The following is a 19,456-nucleotide window of genomic DNA, read 5'->3' as shown; positions in this document are numbered from 1 at the left end:
GACTGACCCGCAAACTGCGGTGTCGCCCCCATGAAAAGGACCACCCATTGAGCGATCCGACTGAAACCGGCATCCTGTCTACGGGCGATGTGCTGAACAATACTTATGTGATCGCTGAACTGGTTGCATCTGGGGGCACCGGAGAAGTTTACCGCGCCACCAATCGGGTTTCAGGGCGCGAAATCGCGGTGAAAATCCTGAAAGCGGAATTTGCGCAGGATGAGCAGTTTACGAACCTGATGAAGCGGGAGGCATCCGTCCTGCACGAGGTGATCGACCCGTCTGTGGTGCGCTACTACGACCTGCTGGAAAGCGACAGCCACGGCGGATTTTTGTTCATCGTTATGGAATTTATCGAGGGCCGCTCCCTAGCGGACGAGATGAAAGACAAAGGCCCGCTGAACGAAACCACCCTGCTGGAAGTGGCAGAGCGGGTGCTTTGCGGGTTGAAGGCTGCACACGAAAAGAACGCCTTTCACCGTGACCTGTCGCCTGACAATATCTTGCTGCGCGGCGGGGACCCCAAACAGGCCACATTGATCGACTTTGGCATCGCCAAGGATGTGAACGATGGGGCAAAAACCGTTGTGGGAGGCGGGTTTGCAGGTAAATACCAATACGCCTCGCCCGAACAGATGGAGGGGCGCAGCGATGCCCGTTCCGATCTTTATTCCCTTGGCATGACCTTGATGGGGGCTTACCGCGGCCAATCCCCGAATGCGGGGTCGTCCCTGATGCAGATCATCAGTGCCAAGGCGGTGAAGCCGGATATTTCGGATATGTCCGGCCCGTTGGCTGCGCTGGTGTCGCGGCTAGTGGAACCCGATCCCGCCGATCGTCTGCAAACCGCACAAGAGGCGTTGGAGTTTCTCGGAATACTGAGCGACGACGACGAAAAAACCGTGATCCTGCCCGCCGGTGGCCCCGCTTCACGGGCGGCAGCATCGACGACGACACCGCAAACTACTGCGACAGGAACCCACGGCGGCCCTGCCGCAGGGGTTGAAACACCGCCTGCCAAATCGTCTCGGACTGGTCTATACGCCGGTTCCGCCATCGCCGTGGCGCTGGCTCTGGGCGCTGCGGGGTGGTTCAGCGGACAGTTCAGCCCTGCCCCGTCTGATCCCACTACCCAATCCGCCGCAAGCAACACCAGCACTGGCACAGCTGCAACCACCACAGCCTCGGTTGCGCCCGTGACAGAACCCGACACCGAAAGCCTTGCAGAGACCGCGCCGCAACCCGAACCGTTGCCCCTTGCCGATCCCTTTGTGTTAACGATTGAGCGCGGTTCGCCGGACGACCCGCTGCGTCTGATCGGCAATTTGCCGTCGGAAGATGCAGTGCCAGCGCTTACAACTCAGCTTGAACAGCATCTTAACGCATTTGCTGTCCTGTCTGATGTGACCCCTGCGCGGGGCGAACCCTTCGCAGGCTGGAGCGAGCGGATCATCAAGGTCGCCATGCTGTTTGACGCAGTTGAAAGCTGGACGGTCTCGGCCAACGATATGGACGTGATCCTGATCGCCAAGGCTCAGAACGAACTGGAGAAAACCGCACTGCTGAACGGGGCGCGGGCTGCGATTGAGGGGACAAAACTGGCGTTGGTGGACCGGATCGAAGTGGAAATTCCGTCCGTGTCGCTCGACGATCTGGATTTCGGACTGCAAGACATGGCCAGTTGCGGCCCGCTTAGCCTGACCGGAGGCCGTAACGGCGCCCTTGGTCCGGATGATGCTTTGGCTGTGTCCGGCAAACTGGCGGTGGCGGCGGATATGTCTCGCGTGCAGGCCTACCTGTCCCAAATGGCACCGGGGCGGGAGATTTCTTCTGATCTGGAAATCCTCAACTCCAGTGTCTGTTCCGTGCTGCGCTTGATGCCAGAGGATTTGTCAGGCGCGCTGGAGATCGACTACAGCTATGGCACCAAAGCTGACAGGGTTGAGGGCGATATTTTCCGCATCGGTGAAAATCCGGTGATCGACATCCGCCTGCCAAAAGACCGCGACGGTTTCTTGAACGTGGTTTTTGTGGATTTGGCGGAACAAGTCTTTCACTTGCTGCCCCACCAGGCCCGATCAGCAAACACACTTCAGGATATTGGTAGTGTTGACGGGGACACCCGATCAGTGCGTGTGGCTTATCCCGTCGCAGAGGCCTCGATTGAGAAACTGGGGTTCAAGGTGGTGGAGCCGGTGGGCGCGAACATTCTGCTGGCCATTGTCAGCGATACACCCTTGTTTGACGAAATTCGCCCCCGCGCCGAAAGCAGTGGCGCATTTATCGAAGCCCTGAATGACCGGCTGGAGGATTTACCCGACGACGGCGCACTGGTGAACTATCGTTTTATGATGACGCTGGAGTAACTGCGCCCCCTATCCCGCCAAAGAGTGACTTTTTCAACATTGTGTTTTCCCAAAAGCTGTTAGATCGGCTAAAACAGGTGAAACACCCCCAATTTATTTTCCATTCACCCCTTTTTCAGGAGCCGTGTAATGACTTTTCTTAGAACAACTGCCACCGGACTTACCCTTCTTGCCCTGCTCACGCCATCAGTGCAGGCTGACGAGATGAGCGCGGAAGACATTCTGCAAAGGCTGCAGGCACAGCGCAGCCGAACGCTCGGATTTGTGGAGGCCTCTAAACCCGCTGGAAATGCAGCCGAGGAGACCGCGCTGACGATGGCCCCCGCTGATGAGAGCGAAGGCAGCGTCGCACCGTCGGTTAGCAGTACCGGACTGACCTTACAAGCCAGCGATCAGGGAAGCGGCACATCCGGTCTTCAACTGACAGCGACGCAGGATGCCACCGGCACACAGGCCGCTCCGTCAGTGACGTCCGGTAATGGCGCGGAAACGCTGCCCACGCTCGCAACTGCATCAGCGACACGCCCCGAACAACCTTCCGAGGCGATGACCATTGACCTGACGATTTATTTCGATTTTGACAGCGCCCTGTTGCAACCCAAATCCAAAACCCAACTGACCGCCCTTTGCGCAGCGATCAAAGCGGACAGCGGTGAAGGCACGTATCAGATCATCGGCCACACCGATGCGAAAGGCAAAGCCGACTATAACAAACGGCTCTCTCAGGCTCGCGCAGATGAGGTGGTCCGCTACATGACCACCAGTTGCGCCATTGATCAATCCCGCCTGCAAGCCGTTGGCGCGGGCGAGGAACGGTTGAAAATCCCTGCCGATCCCGGCGCATCGGAAAACCGCCGTGTAGAAGTACAAGTTTTAAGCTGACGCGCACCCGCCGCGGAACTTCGTGCAGCCGTATCTAACAGATGCGGCTGTTACCTTTTGCATCTGCACCACACACCGCCAGTATTAAAGCGCCCCCGCCAGATCGCCACTTTGCGTCTTTGGCGGGATTGGTTATGACTGCCAGACACCCTGTTACAGGGCAGATAACAGACGGACCAGACCCCATGAGCAAGCTTGTTACAGTGCTGAACGGCCCCAACCTGAACCTTTTGGGGCAGCGGCAGCCGGAAATCTACGGAACAGCCACGCTCGCAGATGTGGAAGCTGGCTGTGCCGAGGTTGCAGCACAATACGGTTTGCGCTCTGAACTGCTGCAATCCAACCATGAAGGCGTTCTGGTGGATATGATCCAGACCTGCCGCGAGACTTCCGCAGGGATCATTATCAATCCGGCTGCCTATTCCCACACATCCGTGGCGATACTCGACGCGCTGAACACATTCGACGGTCCGGTGCTGGAGGTGCATATCTCAAACATCCACCACCGCGAATCCTTCCGGCACCATTCTTACGTAACCCAACGCGCCGATTCCGCGATTATCGGTATGGGGGTTGAGGGATACTACCTGTGTATGCACCGGCTGGGGAGTTTGCTGGGGGGCTGAGGCCCTGCCAATACAGTTTTTTTTGCAGCGCAAAGCGATCAGTCAAGACCACGCTTAACACTTTGTTAAAAATAGCATTATCAGGAAAACCCTTTGGTGCGGCCGAGAAGACTCGAACTTCCACTCCGGTTAAGGAACAGCGACCTCAACGCTGCGCGTCTACCAATTCCGCCACGGCCGCACGCGAGGTAGGCAGCGTATAGCCAAGGCAATTCGTGATGTGAAGAGCAAAATGTTCTCTGGTGCAATTAATTCCGCAGATCGCTGAGAAACCGGTCAAAAACTATCGGCGCTCTTGCTTTCTACGCGGGCCTTGCGGCGCATTAGAGGTTTGACACCCCTGCCAAGTTACGGCACTTCCAGTGCCATGGTAGACTGGATCACATCAGAGGGGTTTGTCCCCTACCCCGAAGCGGTTTCGCAAATGGAAACCCATGTGGAGTCCATGATCCGGAGCGGTGCGGACGAACGTATCTGGCTGCTGGAGCATCCGGCACTTTATACTGCGGGCACATCTGCGGATATTAATGATCTGACCGATCCGGACCGATTTCCGGTCTATACGTCTAAACGGGGCGGACAATATACCTATCACGGGCCGGGACAGCGGGTGGCTTATGCCATGCTTGATCTTAACAAACGGGGCCGCGATGTGCGCAAGTTTGTCTGGACCCTTGAAGAATGGGTAATCCAGACGCTGGCAGAGTTCAACGTCACCGGAGAGCGGCGCGAAGGGCGTGTCGGGGTTTGGGTTGTGCGCCATGACAAACCGCTCACAGCCCTTGGCACCCCGCCAGAAGACAAGATCGCTGCGATTGGTGTGCGCCTGCGCAAATGGACCAGCTTTCACGGAATCTGCATCAACGTAGAGCCCGACCTGTCCCACTACGGCGGCATTGTACCTTGTGGCATTGCCGAACACGGGGTGACATCCCTTGTAGATCTGGGTCTGCCGGTAACGATGGACGATCTGGATGTGGCGCTGAAGAAAAGCTTTTTACAAGTATTTCCGGACTGATTTACCATTTGATCAGTAATTTCTGACAAGCTGTGATAGAAAATCGTCAAAGCCCGTGAAACCCGCAGCCTCAGCCGTCCTGCGACAGATGCTCCCGCCTGTAACCTGCGACTTTTAATCGGCTTGAGACACCCCATGGGCTGGGGTATGTAGGCGTCGGGTATCTGCGGACCCCGGAAACGGGGATTCGCGGCAACAAAAGACGTGTCAGGAGAAACAAGCATGGCAGACGCAGCCACCCATGGTCACGACGACCACGCAAGACCCGGGTTCTTTACCCGTTGGTTTATGTCAACCAACCACAAAGATATCGGTGTGCTGTACCTGTTTACAGCCGGCCTACTGGGATTCATTTCCGTATGTTTTACCGTCTTTATGCGGTTGGAACTTATGGAACCAGGTGTTCAACACATGTGCATGGAGGGCGCGTCCCTCATGGCGGCCGCTGTTGAAAACTGTACGCCAAACGGCCACCTCTGGAACGTGTTGATCACGGGCCACGGCATCCTGATGATGTTCTTTGTGGTTATTCCCGCCCTGTTCGGCGGTTTTGGTAACTACTTTATGCCACTGATGATCGGTGCGCCGGATATGGCGTTCCCGCGGATGAACAACCTGTCCTACTGGATGTATGTGGCTGGTTCGTCACTTGCAGTTCTGTCCCTGCTGTCTCCGGGCGGCAACGGCCAGCTCGGTTCCGGTGTGGGTTGGGTGCTTTATGCGCCGCTGTCCACCAAAGAGGCCGGTTATTCGATGGATTTCGCAATCTTTGCGGTTCACGTTTCCGGTGCGTCCTCGATCCTTGGTGCGATCAACATGATCACCACCTTCCTGAACATGCGTGCGCCGGGGATGACCCTGCATAAAACACCGCTGTTCGCGTGGTCGATCTTCGTCACAGCCTTCCTGATCCTTCTGTCCCTGCCTGTTCTGGCCGGCGCGATCACCATGCTGCTGACAGACCGTAACTTCGGGACAACCTTCTTTGATCCATCCGGCGGCGGCGACCCGATCCTGTACCAGCACTTGCTGTGGTTCTTCGGTCACCCCGAAGTGTACATGATCATTGTTCCGGGCTTTGGTATCATCTCCCACGTTATCGCAACCTTCTCGCGCAAGCCGATCTTTGGCTACCTGCCGATGGTTTACGCGATGGTTGGCATTGGCGCGCTTGGCTTTGTTGTCTGGGCACACCACATGTACACCGTGGGCATGTCCCTGACACAGCAGTCCTACTTCATGCTGGCGACAATGGTGATTGCGGTGCCGACAGGCATCAAGATCTTCTCATGGATCGCAACCATGTGGGGCGGCTCTATCGAGATGAAAACACCAATGTACTGGGCCTTCGGCTTCCTGTTCCTCTTCACCGTTGGTGGGGTTACAGGGATCGTGCTGTCACAGGCTGGTGTGGACCGCGCCTATCACGACACATACTATGTGGTTGCGCACTTCCACTATGTTATGTCTCTGGGTGCTGTGTTCTGTATCTTTGCGGGCGTCTACTACTGGATCGGTAAAATGTCCGGTCGTCAGTACCCTGAATGGGCCGGCAAGCTGCACTTCTGGATGATGTTCATCGGTGCCAACATCACCTTCTTCCCACAACACTTTCTGGGTCGCCAAGGTATGCCACGCCGTTACATCGACTACCCAGAGCAGTTCTCGCTCTGGAACGAAGTCTCCACTTATGGTGCCTTCCTGTCCTTCGCATCCTTCGTGTTCTTCATCGGCATCGTTTTCTACACCCTGATGTGGGGCAAGAAAATCACCGAGGATAACTACTGGGGTGAAGGCGCGGATACGCTGGAATGGACCCTTCCAACACCTCCGCCAGAGCACACATTTGAAACTCTGCCGACACCCGATATGTGGGACCACCAGAAACACTAGTGGCTTCCCGTAGCGAATAAGAAAAGGCCGGAGCATATGCTTCGGCCTTTTTCATTTTGGCGGGGCTGAAAGACGAAATTTCTGTTGGCATTTTTGCAGATTTGTCCCACCACTGTGCCAAGCAACTTTCAGGCCCTGTTATGATCCTGCGTGAACCGCCCTCCTCGTTGAAACTGTTCTTCATTGTGCAAGGGTCCGTTGTCCCTGCCATCCTTGGCAAGATTTCCACGATCGCCCTACTGGCCTTGCTGGTTGTGGCATTGGACTATTTCTTCGTTCCACTGCCCCACATTTCCATCGCAGCGATGGGGATCTTCGGCGTTGCGCTCTCGTTGTTTCTGGGCTTTCGCAACAACGCGGCCTATGACCGCTGGTGGGAAGCGCGCAAGCTGTGGGGCTCGTTGATTGCCGAAATCCGCAACCTCGCCCGTCAGACCAGCCTCTTTGTCAGGGACGACGAAGCGCGCCAAGATATACTTAACCATGCAGTGGCTTTTGCTCATCTGCATCGCGGGTTCCTGCGCAAAACAGACGTTAAGGATCAAATCGTTCCCTTCATCGGCGCGGATAAAGCGGACCAACTGCAGAGTTTTCGCAACCCCGCGGATGCCGCATTGCGCGATATTGCAGAACAGCTCTCGGTGCTGGCAGATCGAAAACGGATTGACGGCTTTGGCCAGATGACCCTGTCTGGAACTCTGTCCTCTCTGGCCACCGCACAGGCGAGTTGCGAACGGATACAGACCACGCCCCTTCCTTATGTTTATTCCCTGCTGGTACGTCGCACGACCTATCTTTATTGCGGACTTCTGCCTTTTGCGCTGCTTGAAGCAACCGGATGGTTCGCACCTGTCTTTGCTGCGGTGGTCGCTTACGTGTTTTTCGGGCTGCAAACGGTCACGAATGAATTGGAGCGTCCGTTTCATGACCTTCAAAACGGTCTCCCACTGGACGCTTTGTGCCGGACCATTGAAACCTCTGTGGCCGAGGCAACGGGGAAACCGGCACCGGACCCTGTTCCGGTTGTGAACCACGTTCTGAGCTAACCGCCGGATCGTGGAGCCCGACCGCATTAACAAACGTGCCGCAGGCTACAGCGGGCGGCGGAGCTTGCACCTCCCGGCGTTCTGGGACAATTTCATCCGATGGAACACCCGCCCAATGCAGATCACTATAACACCGCCACCAACCGGAGCGATCCGCCCCTGTTTGAGCGTCACCTCAAAGCGCACCGCTCGCTGAGCAATCAGGGATTCGTCGTTACCATCGCCTTCACAGCCTCGGCACTGGCCCTGCCGCTGGTGGCTTTTCTGGGGACATTCGCGCTATGGACCCTGCTGCCCTATCTCGGCGCAGCCCTTGCGGCGCTGTGGTATTTCATCCGGCGTAATGATCACGACGGCACGCTCGGAGAACATATCCGCATTTGGCCGGACCTGATTGCCGTGCACCGACAGAACCCGCGCAGTGCGGACCAATACTGGATGGCGAACCCCTATTGGGTGACAACACGGCTGCGCAAGACAAAGACGGTTGAGAATTATCTGACACTGAAAGGTCAAGGACGCGAGATCGAACTCGGCGCCTTTTTGACCGCTGCGGAGCGAGTGACACTGGATAAAGAGATTACGGCGCAACTGAACGCCTGCCGACAGCCCTGAGCGGAAGTAGAACAAAAGGAAAGACACGGTCGCAACCGTGCCTTTTCCAGCGAATCAATTCTAACCTGTGATTGCAAGAGCAGACGTCATTACATCCGCTCCTTTGTGCAGAGTTTTTGACCCTGTGACGTTCAGCCGAGCATCTCTTTAACGGTGCCGCCCGCCTTGCCGAAATCCATCTGTCCAGTGTAGTTGGATTTGAGAATCCCCATCACCCGACCCATGTCACGAATGCTCTCCGCGCCGGTTTCCGAAATTGCCTTTTTCACAGCGGTCTGCAATTCCTCATCAGAAAGCTGTTTCGGCAGGAATTGTTCTATAATGCTGATTTCGCTGATTTCTTTCTCAGCCAACTCCAGCCGCCCGCCTTCTTCATAAGCTTTGGCACTTTCGCGACGCTGCTTAATCATACGGGCCATCACCGTGAGGATTTCCTCATCGGAAACCCCGTCATAATTGCCTTCGGCACGCGCAGCGATGTCACGGTCTTTGATCGCAGCATTGATCAAACGCAAGGTTCCCAGCTGCTCGCTGTCCTTTTCGCGCATGGCCTGCTTGACCTTGGTATTAATTCGATCTCTCATTGCATCCAACTCCCGGCAGTTGCAAAATCCAAGCCCCGTGTTTACCCCGAAAGCGGTTTGGAGACAACTGGGATCACATTTTTTAAAACGCTGATCTTATTGGATATTTCATTTTAGCACGGCTCTTGACCTTGCAGAACCTTGGGCGTAGTTTCGCGCAAATTTGGCCAAAGGAAGCTGTCATATCCATGCCCAAAACCGCATCAGACCAACCCGATTTTCCCACTGCCTGCATTGTGCTTGCGGATGGGACCACCTTTTATGGCAAGGGCTTCGGCGCACCGGGCCGTATTCAGGCAGAGCTGTGTTTTAACACGGCGATGACCGGCTATCAGGAGATCATGACCGATCCTTCTTATGCTGGACAGGCGATCACCTTCACCTTCCCTCATATCGGGAATACCGGTGTTAACCTTGAAGACGACGAAACAGCCGATCCGGTGGCCCGCGCAATGATTGTCAAATGGGATCCGACGGAGCCGTCCAACTGGCGGTCCGAGCAAACCCTGTCCGAATGGCTGTCCAAACGGGGCCGGATCGGCGTTGGCGGCATTGATACCCGCCGCCTGACCCGTGCGATCCGCCAGCAAGGGGCACCTCATGTGGCGATCGAATACCGTCCTGATGGACAGTTCGACATGCCTGCACTGCTGGAGCATGCCCGCGCTTTTGAAGGCCTGGAAGGGCTTGATCTAGCCAAGGACGTAACCTGCGGTCAGTCCTATAAATGGGACGAACAACGCTGGGCATGGCCCGAAGGTTTCACCCGCCGGACCGGTCCTGGCAAACGGGTTGTGGCGATCGACTACGGCGCAAAACGCAACATCCTGCGTTGCCTTGCTTCTGCGGGTTGCGAAGTGACGGTTCTTCCCGCCACCGCCACCGCACAAGAAGTTCTGGCCCATGATCCCCAAGGTGTTTTCCTGTCCAACGGGCCGGGCGATCCGGCGGCGACCGGCGCCTATGCTGTGCCGATGATCCAGACTCTGCTGGAAAAACAGGACCTGCCAATTTTCGGTATTTGTCTTGGTCATCAGATGCTTGCACTCGCGCTCGGCGCGAAAACCATGAAGATGAGCCACGGACATCACGGCGCCAACCATCCGGTCAAAGACTACACAACTGGCAAGGTCGAAATCACCTCAATGAACCACGGGTTCGCGGTGGACGGGCAAAGCCTGCCAAGCGGCGTGGAAGAAACCCACGTGTCCCTGTTTGATGGCTCCAACTGTGGTATCCGCATGTCCGACCGTCCCGTGTTCTCTGTTCAGCACCACCCTGAGGCCAGCCCCGGCCCGCAGGACAGCTACTATCTGTTTGAACGGTTTGCAGAGTCTATGACAGCAGCCTGATACAACTAAAAACCCTTTAAAACCCGCCGCGCAGCACTGCGCCGGCGGGTTTTTTCGTCTGTTAAAGCAATGTTAAGGGGGTCTTAACTTTCCTCCGCCATGATGAAGACCTGTCGTTCACAAGGTCTTGACTATGTCGATTTCTCTACCAAAGAAGATGATTGACGGGATGCGTCCGCTTGCAGGTTCGATCCGGCAGAATACCCGCTTGCAGAACTTGCTGCTGCGTGACGCTTCGGACGCACCGGGGGATATGTTTAAGGCGCTGGCGGTTCAAAGCCATCAGGGGCAACCTCTATCCGATCTCCTTCAAGGGCTTAATTTTGTTGATGAAACTGCACGGTTGAACGCGGCTGCCGAACAATCCGCCCTTCCGGTCGTGGATTTACATCTCGCCCCCCCCTCACCGTTGCTGCGCGGCATGATTGATCCGGCTATCGGGATCAAACACCGCTTTGTTTTATGGCAGTTTGTGGGTAATACCCTGACTGTTGCGCTGACCGATCCGGACCGGATTGAAGCTGTTAAATCCCTGCTTGGCGACACCGCACCAAACTACCGGTTTGTTCTGACCCGTCGCAGCGCCATCCTTCATCATTATACGATCCACCACCGGCAGGATTTGTCCAAAGCTGCCAACAGCCACACCCCCGAAGGGATGAGCTGTCGTAGCTGGTCCGGCTTGCGCCCCCGCTTGATCGGTGCGGCACTGTTGGCCGCCCTTATCGCCGCTGGCATATTTGCTCCACAGGTGCTGCTTGTTGGATTGGTGATGTGGATTTTCTGCGCGCTGCTGGCCAATGGCCTGCTGAAAGGCGCGATGATGATGTCAAAGAAACCGGCCCTTCCGCCCCCCACAATCCCACGGCGCCATAAACTGCCCAAAGTCTCAATCCTGCTCCCCCTATTGCGGGAGGAGGATATCGTGGACCGCCTGATAGAGCGTATGTCAGCGCTTGTTTATCCCAAACAACTTCTGGAAATCTGTCTGGTCTACGAAGAAAACGACAGTGCGACAAAAAACCATCTCGCTGCGCGGCGCCTGCCCTATTGGATGCGCAAGATCGAAGTACCAGCCGACACGCTTCAGACCAAACCAAGGGCGATGAACTATGCGCTCGATTTTTGCAGTGGCGATGTGATCGGGATTTATGATGCAGAGGACGCGCCGGAACCAGATCAGTTGCACAAGGTGGTCCGCATATTCGATCAGGCCGATGAATCCGTCGCCTGCGTCCAGTGCCAGCTCGACTTTTACAACAGCGCGACCAACTGGATATCAAAGTGCTTTACCATTGAATATGCTATCTTATTCCGTGTCATGCTGCCCGGCTTGCAACGCTGGAACCTGCCTGTGCCTTTGGGCGGAACATCGGTGTTTTTCCGCCGCGATATACTTGAAAAACTCGGGCGCTGGGACGCCCATAACGTGACAGAGGATGCCGACCTTGGCATCAGACTCTACCGTGCGGGATACCGGTGCCTGTGGTCCGATGCGACCACCTATGAAGAAGCAAATTTCCGCGTCTTGCCGTGGGTCCGGCAAAGATCGCGCTGGCTGAAAGGGTTCTTGCAAACGTGGATCACCCACATGCGCCACCCGCTGGCCTTGCTCCGCCAGACAGGGCCGATCGGGTTTCTGGTGTTTCAAATTCAGATGATCGGGACGTTCACTTCTTTCGTGGCGGTGCCCCTTGTTCTGCCCATGTGGCTTTACACTTTCGGGGTTCCGCTCCCCGTTTACGATGCTGTGCCGACAGACCTGTTTACCATGTTGGTGGTTGCATTCGTATCGACCGAAATCCTGCTGCTCGGCCTTGGCGCGCTGGCTGTGAAACGGCGCAAAACCCCTGCGTTTTACAGCCGTTTGCCAACCATGCTGTTTTACTGGCCACTCGGCGCATTCGCAGCCTATAAGGCCCTGTGGGAATTGTTCGTCCATCCGAGCTATTGGGACAAGACCAGCCACGGCATCAATGACGTCGAACACCAAGAGGAGATTAACAGGTTAACGGCACATATGGCCGAGACATTGAATGAGGCACCGAACTAGGCGTCACCTGCGCCGATTTCACCCGCATCCGCCTTTAGGCGCGTTTCAAAAGCAAAGGACAAATGCTCTTTTAGACGCCGCTCCGCAGAGGCTGCATCCCCCTTTTCAATCGCTTGAACGATGGCAAGGTGTTCCGCCAATGCCATTTCTCCGCGCCCGTCCGCAGCAAGGGATGTTTCAGCCAGCAAAGCCATAGATCTGTGAACCATTTCAAGCTGTTGAACCAGATACCTGTTCCGGCTGGCCAGATGGATCTGGCGATGAAACCTGCGGTTTGCGATGGACAGTTCGCGGGGCTGGTTCAGATATTTGCGATCCTCTTCGATCATGGCGTGCAGCACTTTGATCTCTTCTACGGACGCATGTTTCGCTGCCAGCCGCGCGGCCAGCCCTTCCAGCTCTGCGCGGACTTCGTAAAGCTCTGCCATCTGGTTGTGATCAAGCGACGAAACAATCAACGAACGCCCGTCCCGCGTCAGCATGGTTTGGGTTTCCAGCCGCTGCAACGCCTCGCGCACGGGGGTGCGGGACACGCCAAACCGCTCTGCCAACTCACTTTCCACCAACCTGTCGCCAGGACGGTAAATGCCGATATCAATCGCGTTCAGGATCAGTTCGTAGGCGTCTTTAGGTTCGTTCGGGCGTGTCATTCTGCTGGTCCTGCCGCTGGCTTACGTTTGCGAAACAGATCATCTACCCCGACAAATTCAATCAAATCATACCCGTGATCCCGCATCAGTTCGGGGATCAGGGAATCCTGCGTGTTGTTTTCGATACTCCACAAGTCCACATCGAAAGCCTGAAAATCAAAGTTGCGCAGAATGTCCAATTCCCCGCCTTCCACGTCGAGCGAGAGGAAATCAATCTTCTGCATCCCCTGCGCACGCAGAATGTCGTTCAGCGGCTTTGCATCCAGCTGATGTACCACTTCGACATGACGCGCATCACCGCGCACGCGGGCCAGCAGATCGCGGTCATAACTGTCCAGAAATCCGCTCATCTGGGTGTAGCCGCGGGTCACTTCCATAAAATCGAGCCTTCCGGCCTCCCCCGCCACAGCATAGCCAAGACAGGGGCAGCGCCGCACGGCCTCGGCCTTGCGCAATTGGGTTGGGGCAGGTTCCACCAGAATACCGCTCCAATTGCGAAACACCTCAAAAAACAAGGAATTAGAACCGGTTACACCGTCATAGCCGCCTACATCCACAAAAACGCCGTCGGTTTTCTGGCCAAGGATATTATCGACGATCCGGTCCTGCCCGGCCTGAGAGAAATAGTGGTCATTTTCCCCCGTCATCCGTCCCAGCGTATGCAACTCGCGCAACATCCCGCCGCGCGCGCGACTGCGGTTGTTTTGCAGCAGCTCGGTCAGCTCCTGCCCTGCCTCATGCAGTAGTTTGCGCGCCTGAACTATCTTCTCGCTCGGTGTCATGATCCGCTCGCTCCCCGTCCGGTCCCGTGTAACAGGACTGTGTTGGCAAGTGATAACCCCTTTGCCCGCCAAGGGAAAGTTTTTCGCAGCCCTATCGCGAAATTGCCAGCTTGCCGGTTTCCCTGACCTGCGTTCCAGCCTATTCATAGGGCCATGAAACAGCATTTTTCCCATGTTAACTGTTGGGTCTTTGATCTCGACAACACGCTTTACCCGCCCGATTGCCGTCTGTTCGATCAGATAGAGGTCCGCATGACCAGCTATGTGATGGATGCGCTTGAGGTGGATCAACCCAAAGCGGATTACCTGCGCAACCACTATTGGCAAACCTATGGCACGACGCTTGCGGGGCTGATGCAGGAGCATAATCTTGATCCGCTGCCCTATCTTGATGCGGTCCATGAAATCACGCTGGATCATGTGCCAGAAGACGCGGCCCTCTGCGCCCATATTTCGGACCTGCCCGGACGCAAGATCGTCTATACCAACGGTTCGGAAAACCACGCCATCCGCGTGCTCAAGGCCCGTGGGTTGACCGGCGTGTTTGATGCGATTTATGGGATCGAGCATTCGGATTTCCTACCTAAACCCGGTGCTGATGCCTATGCCGCGATTATGCGACGGGATGGATTTGATCCAAAAACAGCCACTATGTTTGAGGACGATCCCCGCAATCTGGAGATTCCCCATACGCTGGGGATGCGGACTGTATTGGTCGGCCCCAAGGTGGAGCGTCCCTACATCCACCACCAGACCGAGGATTTGACGGGTTTTCTGTCGCAGATCGTCTCCTGACACTTCCCTTTGGGGGGCGGCCGCTCTAACTCAGAGGTATGACACGGGAAAACTTTGATATTTTTATCAGCGGCGGTGGCCTTTCGGGGCTGGTTGCGGCTTGTGCGCTCGGGCGGTTGGGGCTGTCGGTTCTTTGTGTCGATCCACAGCCCCCCGTCACCACGCAAAACGACCCCAAGGCGGACCGGCGCAGCACTGCTTTTTTGCAGCCTGCCCGCGCCACGCTGGAGCAGGCCGGACTGTGGCCCCGTTTCGCCCGCTACGCCGCGCCGCTTCAGATCATGCGGCTCGCCGATGCGGGTGGCGAGGCTGGGGAGATCCGTTACCTTGCCGATTTCAACGCAGCAGAGCTGTCTGACCAGCCTTTCGGGTGGAACCTGCCGAACTGGCTGTTGCGCCGCGAACTGTTGGCGCAGATTGAACAGACTGACAATATTACGCTGCGAATGGGCGTGAAAACCAACCGCATTGTGGCCCGCGAAGCCCACGCGGTGGTGGCGCTAAGCGATAGGTCACAGGTGCAAACGCCGCTGGTGGTGGCCGCAGACGGGCGCAACTCCCCGATCAGGAAAATGCTGGATATTGGCGTGAAAACATGGCGTTACGGGCAGAAAGCAATCGTCTTTACCGTCTCTCATCCGCGCCCGCACAACAATATTTCGACGGAAATTCATCGCAGCGGTGGTCCATTCACACTGGTGCCGCTGCCCGACCATAACGGACAGCCACAGTCCGCCGTGGTCTGGATGGAAACCGGCCCCAAGGCGGCGGCTTTGATGGAACTGGACGAGGCTGCGTTTACTGCCAAAGCCAACCTTCGGGCGTGCGATATTCTTGGCCCGCTAACTGTGACAAGCCCGCGCAATATCTGGCCGATCATCTCCCAAAAAGCAGAGCGATTGACCGGAGCCCATACCGCGCTGATCGCCGAGCCTGCCCATGTTGTGCCCCCGATTGGCGCGCAAGGTCTGAACATGAGCCTTGGGGATGTGCAGGCGCTGGTCGATTTGCTGGAGTCCGGTCACATCGCGGGCAGTCAGGACATGTTGGCCGCATTTGAACGTAAACGGATGCCCGACATTACGGCCCGCGTGTCCGGCGTCGACATGCTGAACCGTGCTGCACTGGCGCAAAGCCCAGATTTGCGGGCCCTGCGCCTGAAGGGGTTGCAACTGTTGAACGAAACCACCCCGCTGCGCCGCGCGGCAATGCGCGCGGGGCTTGGGGCGTAACGTCTGGGCTTATTCCGCCGCGGCGGAATGTGTGGTGCCACCGGCGCGGATCATTGCAAGCAACTCCTCGCGCCGTTTGCCGACTGTAGTTACATTTTGCTGTTTCACCGGACCAAAGCCACGGATCTGCATCGGCAGTTCCGCCAGCGCTTTGATCAGTTCATGGGTCGAAGGACCATCCAGAGGCAACACTTCGTTCATATCCCGCTCAAATTCGGTAATCAGAGCGCGTTCCATCTTACGTTCGCTGGAATAACCGAAGGGATCAAACGGGGTGCCGCGCAGAACCTTGCCCTTTTTCAACAGGTTAAAGACCGGCAAAATCCACGCACCAAACTTGCGCTTCTTCGGGCGCCCGTCGGCTGTTTTACCTGGTAGGATCGGCGGGGCGAGGTGGAATTCAAGGGATTTGACGTTGTCAAAACTCTCGGCAACCATTGTTTCCACATGATCCGCGTGAAGCCGTGCAACTTCGTATTCGTCCTTATATGCCAACAGCTTGTAATAGGACTGCGCCACAGCTTCGCGCAGGTCCGCGCTGTCAACTTTCGCAACGAAATCCCGATACTTCTTCGCCAGAGCATCATTCTGATAGGCAGTCAAAAGATCGGCGCGATAGCTGATTTTTTCGTCCAGTGATTTTGGCAGTTCGATCACCGTGCTTACCAAAGACTTCGCCGCATCAGTCGGATGGCTGACCGCCCAACGACCAACCGCGAAGGCCCGTTTGTTACCCTCGATGCCAGCGCCGTTCAGTTCAATCGCTTTCATGATCGACTCTTCAGACAGCGGGATCAGACCGTTCTGCCACGCCGCGCCAACCATCAGCATGTTCGCATAGATGCTGTCGCCCAGATGCACACGGGCCAGTTCGGTTGCGTCAAAGAAGCTAACCGCCTCCTCGCCAAGCCGCCCTGTCAGGGACAGTTGCAGACGATCACTTGGCAGCGAAAATTCAGCATTACGGGTGAAATCGCCAGTTACGATTTCATGGCTATTGCAGACCACTTTGGTGCGTCCGCGCCCCATCAGACCCAGCGTCTTGGCACCGGCTGTGACGACCAGATCACCACCAATCACCCCGTCCGCCTCACCAATTGCGACCCGTACAGCGCTGATGTCAGACGGTTTTTCCGCAATACGACAGTGGATATGCACCGCACCGCCTTTTTGCGCCAGACCGGCCATTTCCATCATACCGGCGCCCTTGCCTTCGACATGGGCGGCCATCGCCAGAACCGCGCCAACGGTCACAACACCAGTGCCGCCAACACCTGTAATCACAAGGTTATGGGTGCCATTGATCGTCGGAGTTACCGGATCGACCAGTTTCGGCAGTTCCATACCGCTTGCAGCCTGCTTCTTCGGTGTACCGCCTTTGACGGTTACAAAGCTTGGGCAGAAACCGTTCACGCAGGAAAAGTCCTTGTTACAGCTCGACTGGTCAATGGCCCGCTTGCGGCCCAGTTCGGTTTCCAGCGGCGTTACGGAAACGCAGTTCGACTGCACCCCGCAATCACCGCACCCTTCACAGACCGCAGGGTTGATAAACACGCGTTGATCGGGATCGGGAAACAGGCCACGTTTGCGGCGGCGGCGTTTCTCTGCAGCGCAGGTTTGCACATAAACAATGGCAGACACACCTTTGATCTTGGTGCATTTTTCCTGAACCTTCAGCAGATCCGCACGTTCGAATTTCTCAATACCAGATGGGAATTCGGAGAAGTCGATCTCTTCCTTTTCATCATAAACAAGGAACAAGTTCTTAAGTCCCATCGCCTGAATTTCAGCGCAGATCTTAGCGGCTGACAGATCGCCTTCATTGTCCTGCCCGCCAGTCATCGCGACGGCATCGTTGAACAGGATTTTATAGGTTATGTTGGTGTCCGCCGCCAAAGCCGCGCGGATCGCCTGCACACCCGAATGGTTGTAGGTGCCATCGCCAAGGTTCTGAAACACGTGATCCCGCGAGGAGAACAGCGATTCACCGATCCAGTTGGCACCTTCCGCCCCCATATGGGTAAAACCGTGGGTGTCACGGTCCATCCATTTCGCCATATAGTGACAGCCAATCCCCGCGTAGGCGCGCGACCCGTCTGGCACTTTGGTGGACGAATTGTGCGGACAACCCGAGCAGAACCAAGGCGTGCGCGCCGCGATTTCTTCGGCGTTGTCACCGGCGGTGGCTTCATCCAGACGCATCAGCGACTGCTTGATACCGTCGGTCAAACGGCCCTCTTCGCCCAGCAGCATCCCGATTTTACGGGCCACCGTGATCGGCTCCAGCGCGCCTTTGACTGTGAAAACAACTTCATCCTTGCGGATGTCATGCTTCCAACCGATCACGCGGCGAGCGTTGCGGTCATCAAAGATGGCTTCCTTGATCTGGACCTCGATCAGCTTGCGCTTTTCTTCGACCACAATAATCATGTCGAGCCCTTCAGCCCATTCGTGAAAGCTGGTCATGTCCAGCGGCCAGACCATCGCGACCTTGTAAGTGGTGATGCCCAGACGTTCGAGTTCGGCCTCATTCAGCCCCAACAGGTCCAGCGCATGCTGCGTGTCGAGCCAGTTCTTACCGCTTGAAACGATGCCGATTTTCGCGCCCGGCTTGCCTGCCATCCGCTTGTCGAGGTTATTGGCCCGGGCGAACGCTTCGGCTGCGAACCTTTTGTAATCGTGCAGACGGGCCTCTTGTGTGACGGGGCTGTCATCTGCGCGAATGTTGATGCCGTCGGCTGGCATATCGAAATCTGTCGGTGTTTTGATCGACACGCGGGACGGTTCACCATCCACAACCGCAGTCGCTTCAATCGTGTCCTTCACGCATTTCAGCCCGACCCAGCAACCGGAATACCGGCTGAGCGCATAGCCATATGCGCCATAATCGAGCACTTCCTGCACACCTGCCGGAGATAGGATTGGCATCATTGCATCCACCAGCGCGAATTCAGACTGGTGCAATACGGTGGAGCTTTCGCCTGTGTGGTCATCGCCCATGCACACCAAAACGCCGCCGTTCTTCGATGTACCGGCCATATTGGCGTGGCGGAACACATCGCCAGAGCGGTCAACGCCCGGACCTTTGCCGTACCAAAGTCCGTAAACCCCGTCGAATTTCCCCTCTCCGAACAATTCCGCCTGCTGTGCGCCCCAAAGCGCTGTCGCGGCGAGGTCTTCGTTCAGTCCGGCCTGAAATACGACATCGTTGGCTTCAAGGTGTTTTGATGCCCGTTCCATTTGCAAATCAACCGCGCCAAGCGGCGATCCGCGATAGCCCGTTACGTATCCTGCTGTGTTCAGACCAACGGCGCGGTCTCGCTCTTTCTGGGCGAGCATAAGCCGCACCAGCGCCTGGGTCCCGTTTAACAGAACGGTGTCCTTGGTCAGATCGAAACGGTCGGTAAGTGAAATTTCCTGTTTGGTCATAGGGCATCCTCCACAGTGCTTGAAGTGATAATAGGTCATAAAATATGACCTATCAAGACCTATTCACCCGACGTCTTTTCATTGCTTTTGAGCCCTTGGACACCTACATATTCGCCAACGATAAAAACTTGGG

15 protein-coding genes and 1 tRNA gene are annotated in these 19,456 nt (G+C 56.3%); 11 read left to right on the top strand and 5 right to left on the bottom strand.

Annotation, left to right across the window (positions count from 1 at the left end; genetic code table 11):
* Positions 1–47: 47 nt before the first annotated feature.
* From IEX10_RS04120 to aroQ, 3 genes are all read left to right on the top strand, one after another.
* Positions 48–2,366: a serine/threonine protein kinase gene (locus IEX10_RS04120; RefSeq protein WP_188671152.1), complete on the top strand. Its 2,319-nt coding sequence runs from the start codon at positions 48–50 to the stop codon at positions 2,364–2,366.
* Between the two features lie 129 nt (positions 2,367–2,495).
* Positions 2,496–3,248, top strand: coding sequence for an OmpA family protein (locus tag IEX10_RS04115; protein WP_188671150.1), 753 nt, complete (start codon positions 2,496–2,498; stop codon positions 3,246–3,248).
* A gap of 185 nt (positions 3,249–3,433) precedes the next feature.
* A complete protein-coding gene (gene aroQ, locus IEX10_RS04110) occupies positions 3,434–3,874 on the top strand; it encodes a type II 3-dehydroquinate dehydratase (RefSeq protein ID WP_188671149.1) in 441 nt (146 codons plus the stop codon).
* 94 nt (positions 3,875–3,968) lie between these two features.
* On the opposite strand, the gene IEX10_RS04105 is transcribed toward aroQ, so the two are convergent.
* Positions 3,969–4,055: transfer RNA gene (locus IEX10_RS04105), tRNA-Leu, on the bottom strand.
* 186 nt (positions 4,056–4,241) lie between these two features.
* Between IEX10_RS04105 and lipB the strand changes: the two genes are divergently transcribed.
* The 4 genes from lipB to IEX10_RS04085 all read left to right on the top strand — a co-directional run bounded on the left by lipB (position 4,242) and on the right by IEX10_RS04085 (position 8,446).
* Entirely contained in the window at positions 4,242–4,892 is a 651-nt protein-coding gene (lipB, locus tag IEX10_RS04100; protein WP_188671147.1) for a lipoyl(octanoyl) transferase LipB, read from the top strand.
* Positions 4,893–5,114: 222 nt separating this feature from the next.
* Positions 5,115–6,785: a cytochrome c oxidase subunit I gene (locus IEX10_RS04095; RefSeq protein ID WP_188671145.1), complete on the top strand. Its 1,671-nt coding sequence runs from the start codon at positions 5,115–5,117 to the stop codon at positions 6,783–6,785.
* 140 nt (positions 6,786–6,925) lie between these two features.
* Positions 6,926–7,831 carry a bestrophin family protein gene (locus tag IEX10_RS04090; protein WP_188671143.1) on the top strand — a complete coding sequence of 302 codons (906 nt, stop codon included), beginning with the start codon at positions 6,926–6,928 and terminating at the stop codon, positions 7,829–7,831.
* A 99-nt stretch (positions 7,832–7,930) separates the two neighbouring features.
* A complete protein-coding gene (locus IEX10_RS04085) occupies positions 7,931–8,446 on the top strand; it encodes a DUF2244 domain-containing protein (protein WP_188671141.1) in 516 nt (171 codons plus the stop codon).
* 131 nt (positions 8,447–8,577) lie between these two features.
* Here the strand turns inward: IEX10_RS04085 and IEX10_RS04080 are convergent, their stop codons facing one another.
* Positions 8,578–9,030: a GatB/YqeY domain-containing protein gene (locus IEX10_RS04080; RefSeq protein ID WP_373287410.1), complete on the bottom strand. Its 453-nt coding sequence runs from the start codon at positions 9,028–9,030 to the stop codon at positions 8,578–8,580.
* Positions 9,031–9,218: 188 nt separating this feature from the next.
* On the opposite strand from IEX10_RS04080, the gene carA reads away from it, so the two are divergent.
* Both carA and IEX10_RS04070 read left to right on the top strand, forming a co-directional pair.
* Positions 9,219–10,382: a glutamine-hydrolyzing carbamoyl-phosphate synthase small subunit gene (carA, locus tag IEX10_RS04075; RefSeq protein ID WP_188671137.1), complete on the top strand. Its 1,164-nt coding sequence runs from the start codon at positions 9,219–9,221 to the stop codon at positions 10,380–10,382.
* A gap of 133 nt (positions 10,383–10,515) precedes the next feature.
* The gene (locus tag IEX10_RS04070) at positions 10,516–12,435 is read left to right on the top strand and encodes a glycosyltransferase family 2 protein (protein ID WP_188671135.1); all 1,920 of its coding nucleotides are present in this window, start codon (positions 10,516–10,518) and stop codon (positions 12,433–12,435) included.
* On the opposite strand, the gene IEX10_RS04065 is transcribed toward IEX10_RS04070, so the two are convergent.
* Both IEX10_RS04065 and IEX10_RS04060 read right to left on the bottom strand, forming a co-directional pair.
* Positions 12,432–13,085, bottom strand: a complete 654-nt coding sequence (locus IEX10_RS04065; RefSeq protein WP_188671133.1) for a GntR family transcriptional regulator — start codon at positions 13,083–13,085, stop codon at positions 12,432–12,434. The genes IEX10_RS04070 and IEX10_RS04065 overlap by 4 nt on opposite strands.
* Positions 13,082–13,867, bottom strand: coding sequence for an FkbM family methyltransferase (locus IEX10_RS04060; RefSeq protein WP_188671131.1), 786 nt, complete (start codon positions 13,865–13,867; stop codon positions 13,082–13,084). The genes IEX10_RS04065 and IEX10_RS04060 overlap by 4 nt, the downstream gene beginning before the upstream one ends.
* 153 nt (positions 13,868–14,020) lie before the next feature.
* On the opposite strand from IEX10_RS04060, the gene IEX10_RS04055 reads away from it, so the two are divergent.
* A complete protein-coding gene (locus IEX10_RS04055; protein ID WP_188671129.1) occupies positions 14,021–14,662 on the top strand; it encodes a pyrimidine 5'-nucleotidase in 642 nt (213 codons plus the stop codon).
* Between the two features lie 38 nt (positions 14,663–14,700).
* Positions 14,701–15,894: a UbiH/UbiF family hydroxylase gene (locus tag IEX10_RS04050; protein WP_188671127.1), complete on the top strand. Its 1,194-nt coding sequence runs from the start codon at positions 14,701–14,703 to the stop codon at positions 15,892–15,894.
* Positions 15,895–15,903: 9 nt separating this feature from the next.
* On the opposite strand, the gene IEX10_RS04045 is transcribed toward IEX10_RS04050, so the two are convergent.
* Complete coding sequence (locus tag IEX10_RS04045; RefSeq protein WP_188671125.1) at positions 15,904–19,323, bottom strand: indolepyruvate ferredoxin oxidoreductase family protein; 3,420 nt, start codon at positions 19,321–19,323, stop codon at positions 15,904–15,906.
* Between the last annotated feature and the right edge of the window lie 133 nt (positions 19,324–19,456).

This window comes from Neptunicoccus cionae, assembly GCF_014643735.1.
Classification (GTDB): Bacteria; Pseudomonadota; Alphaproteobacteria; order Rhodobacterales; family Rhodobacteraceae; genus Amylibacter; species Amylibacter cionae.
The sequence above is the reverse complement of the archived record's forward strand: the minus strand, read 5'-3'. Positions and strand labels throughout refer to the sequence as shown.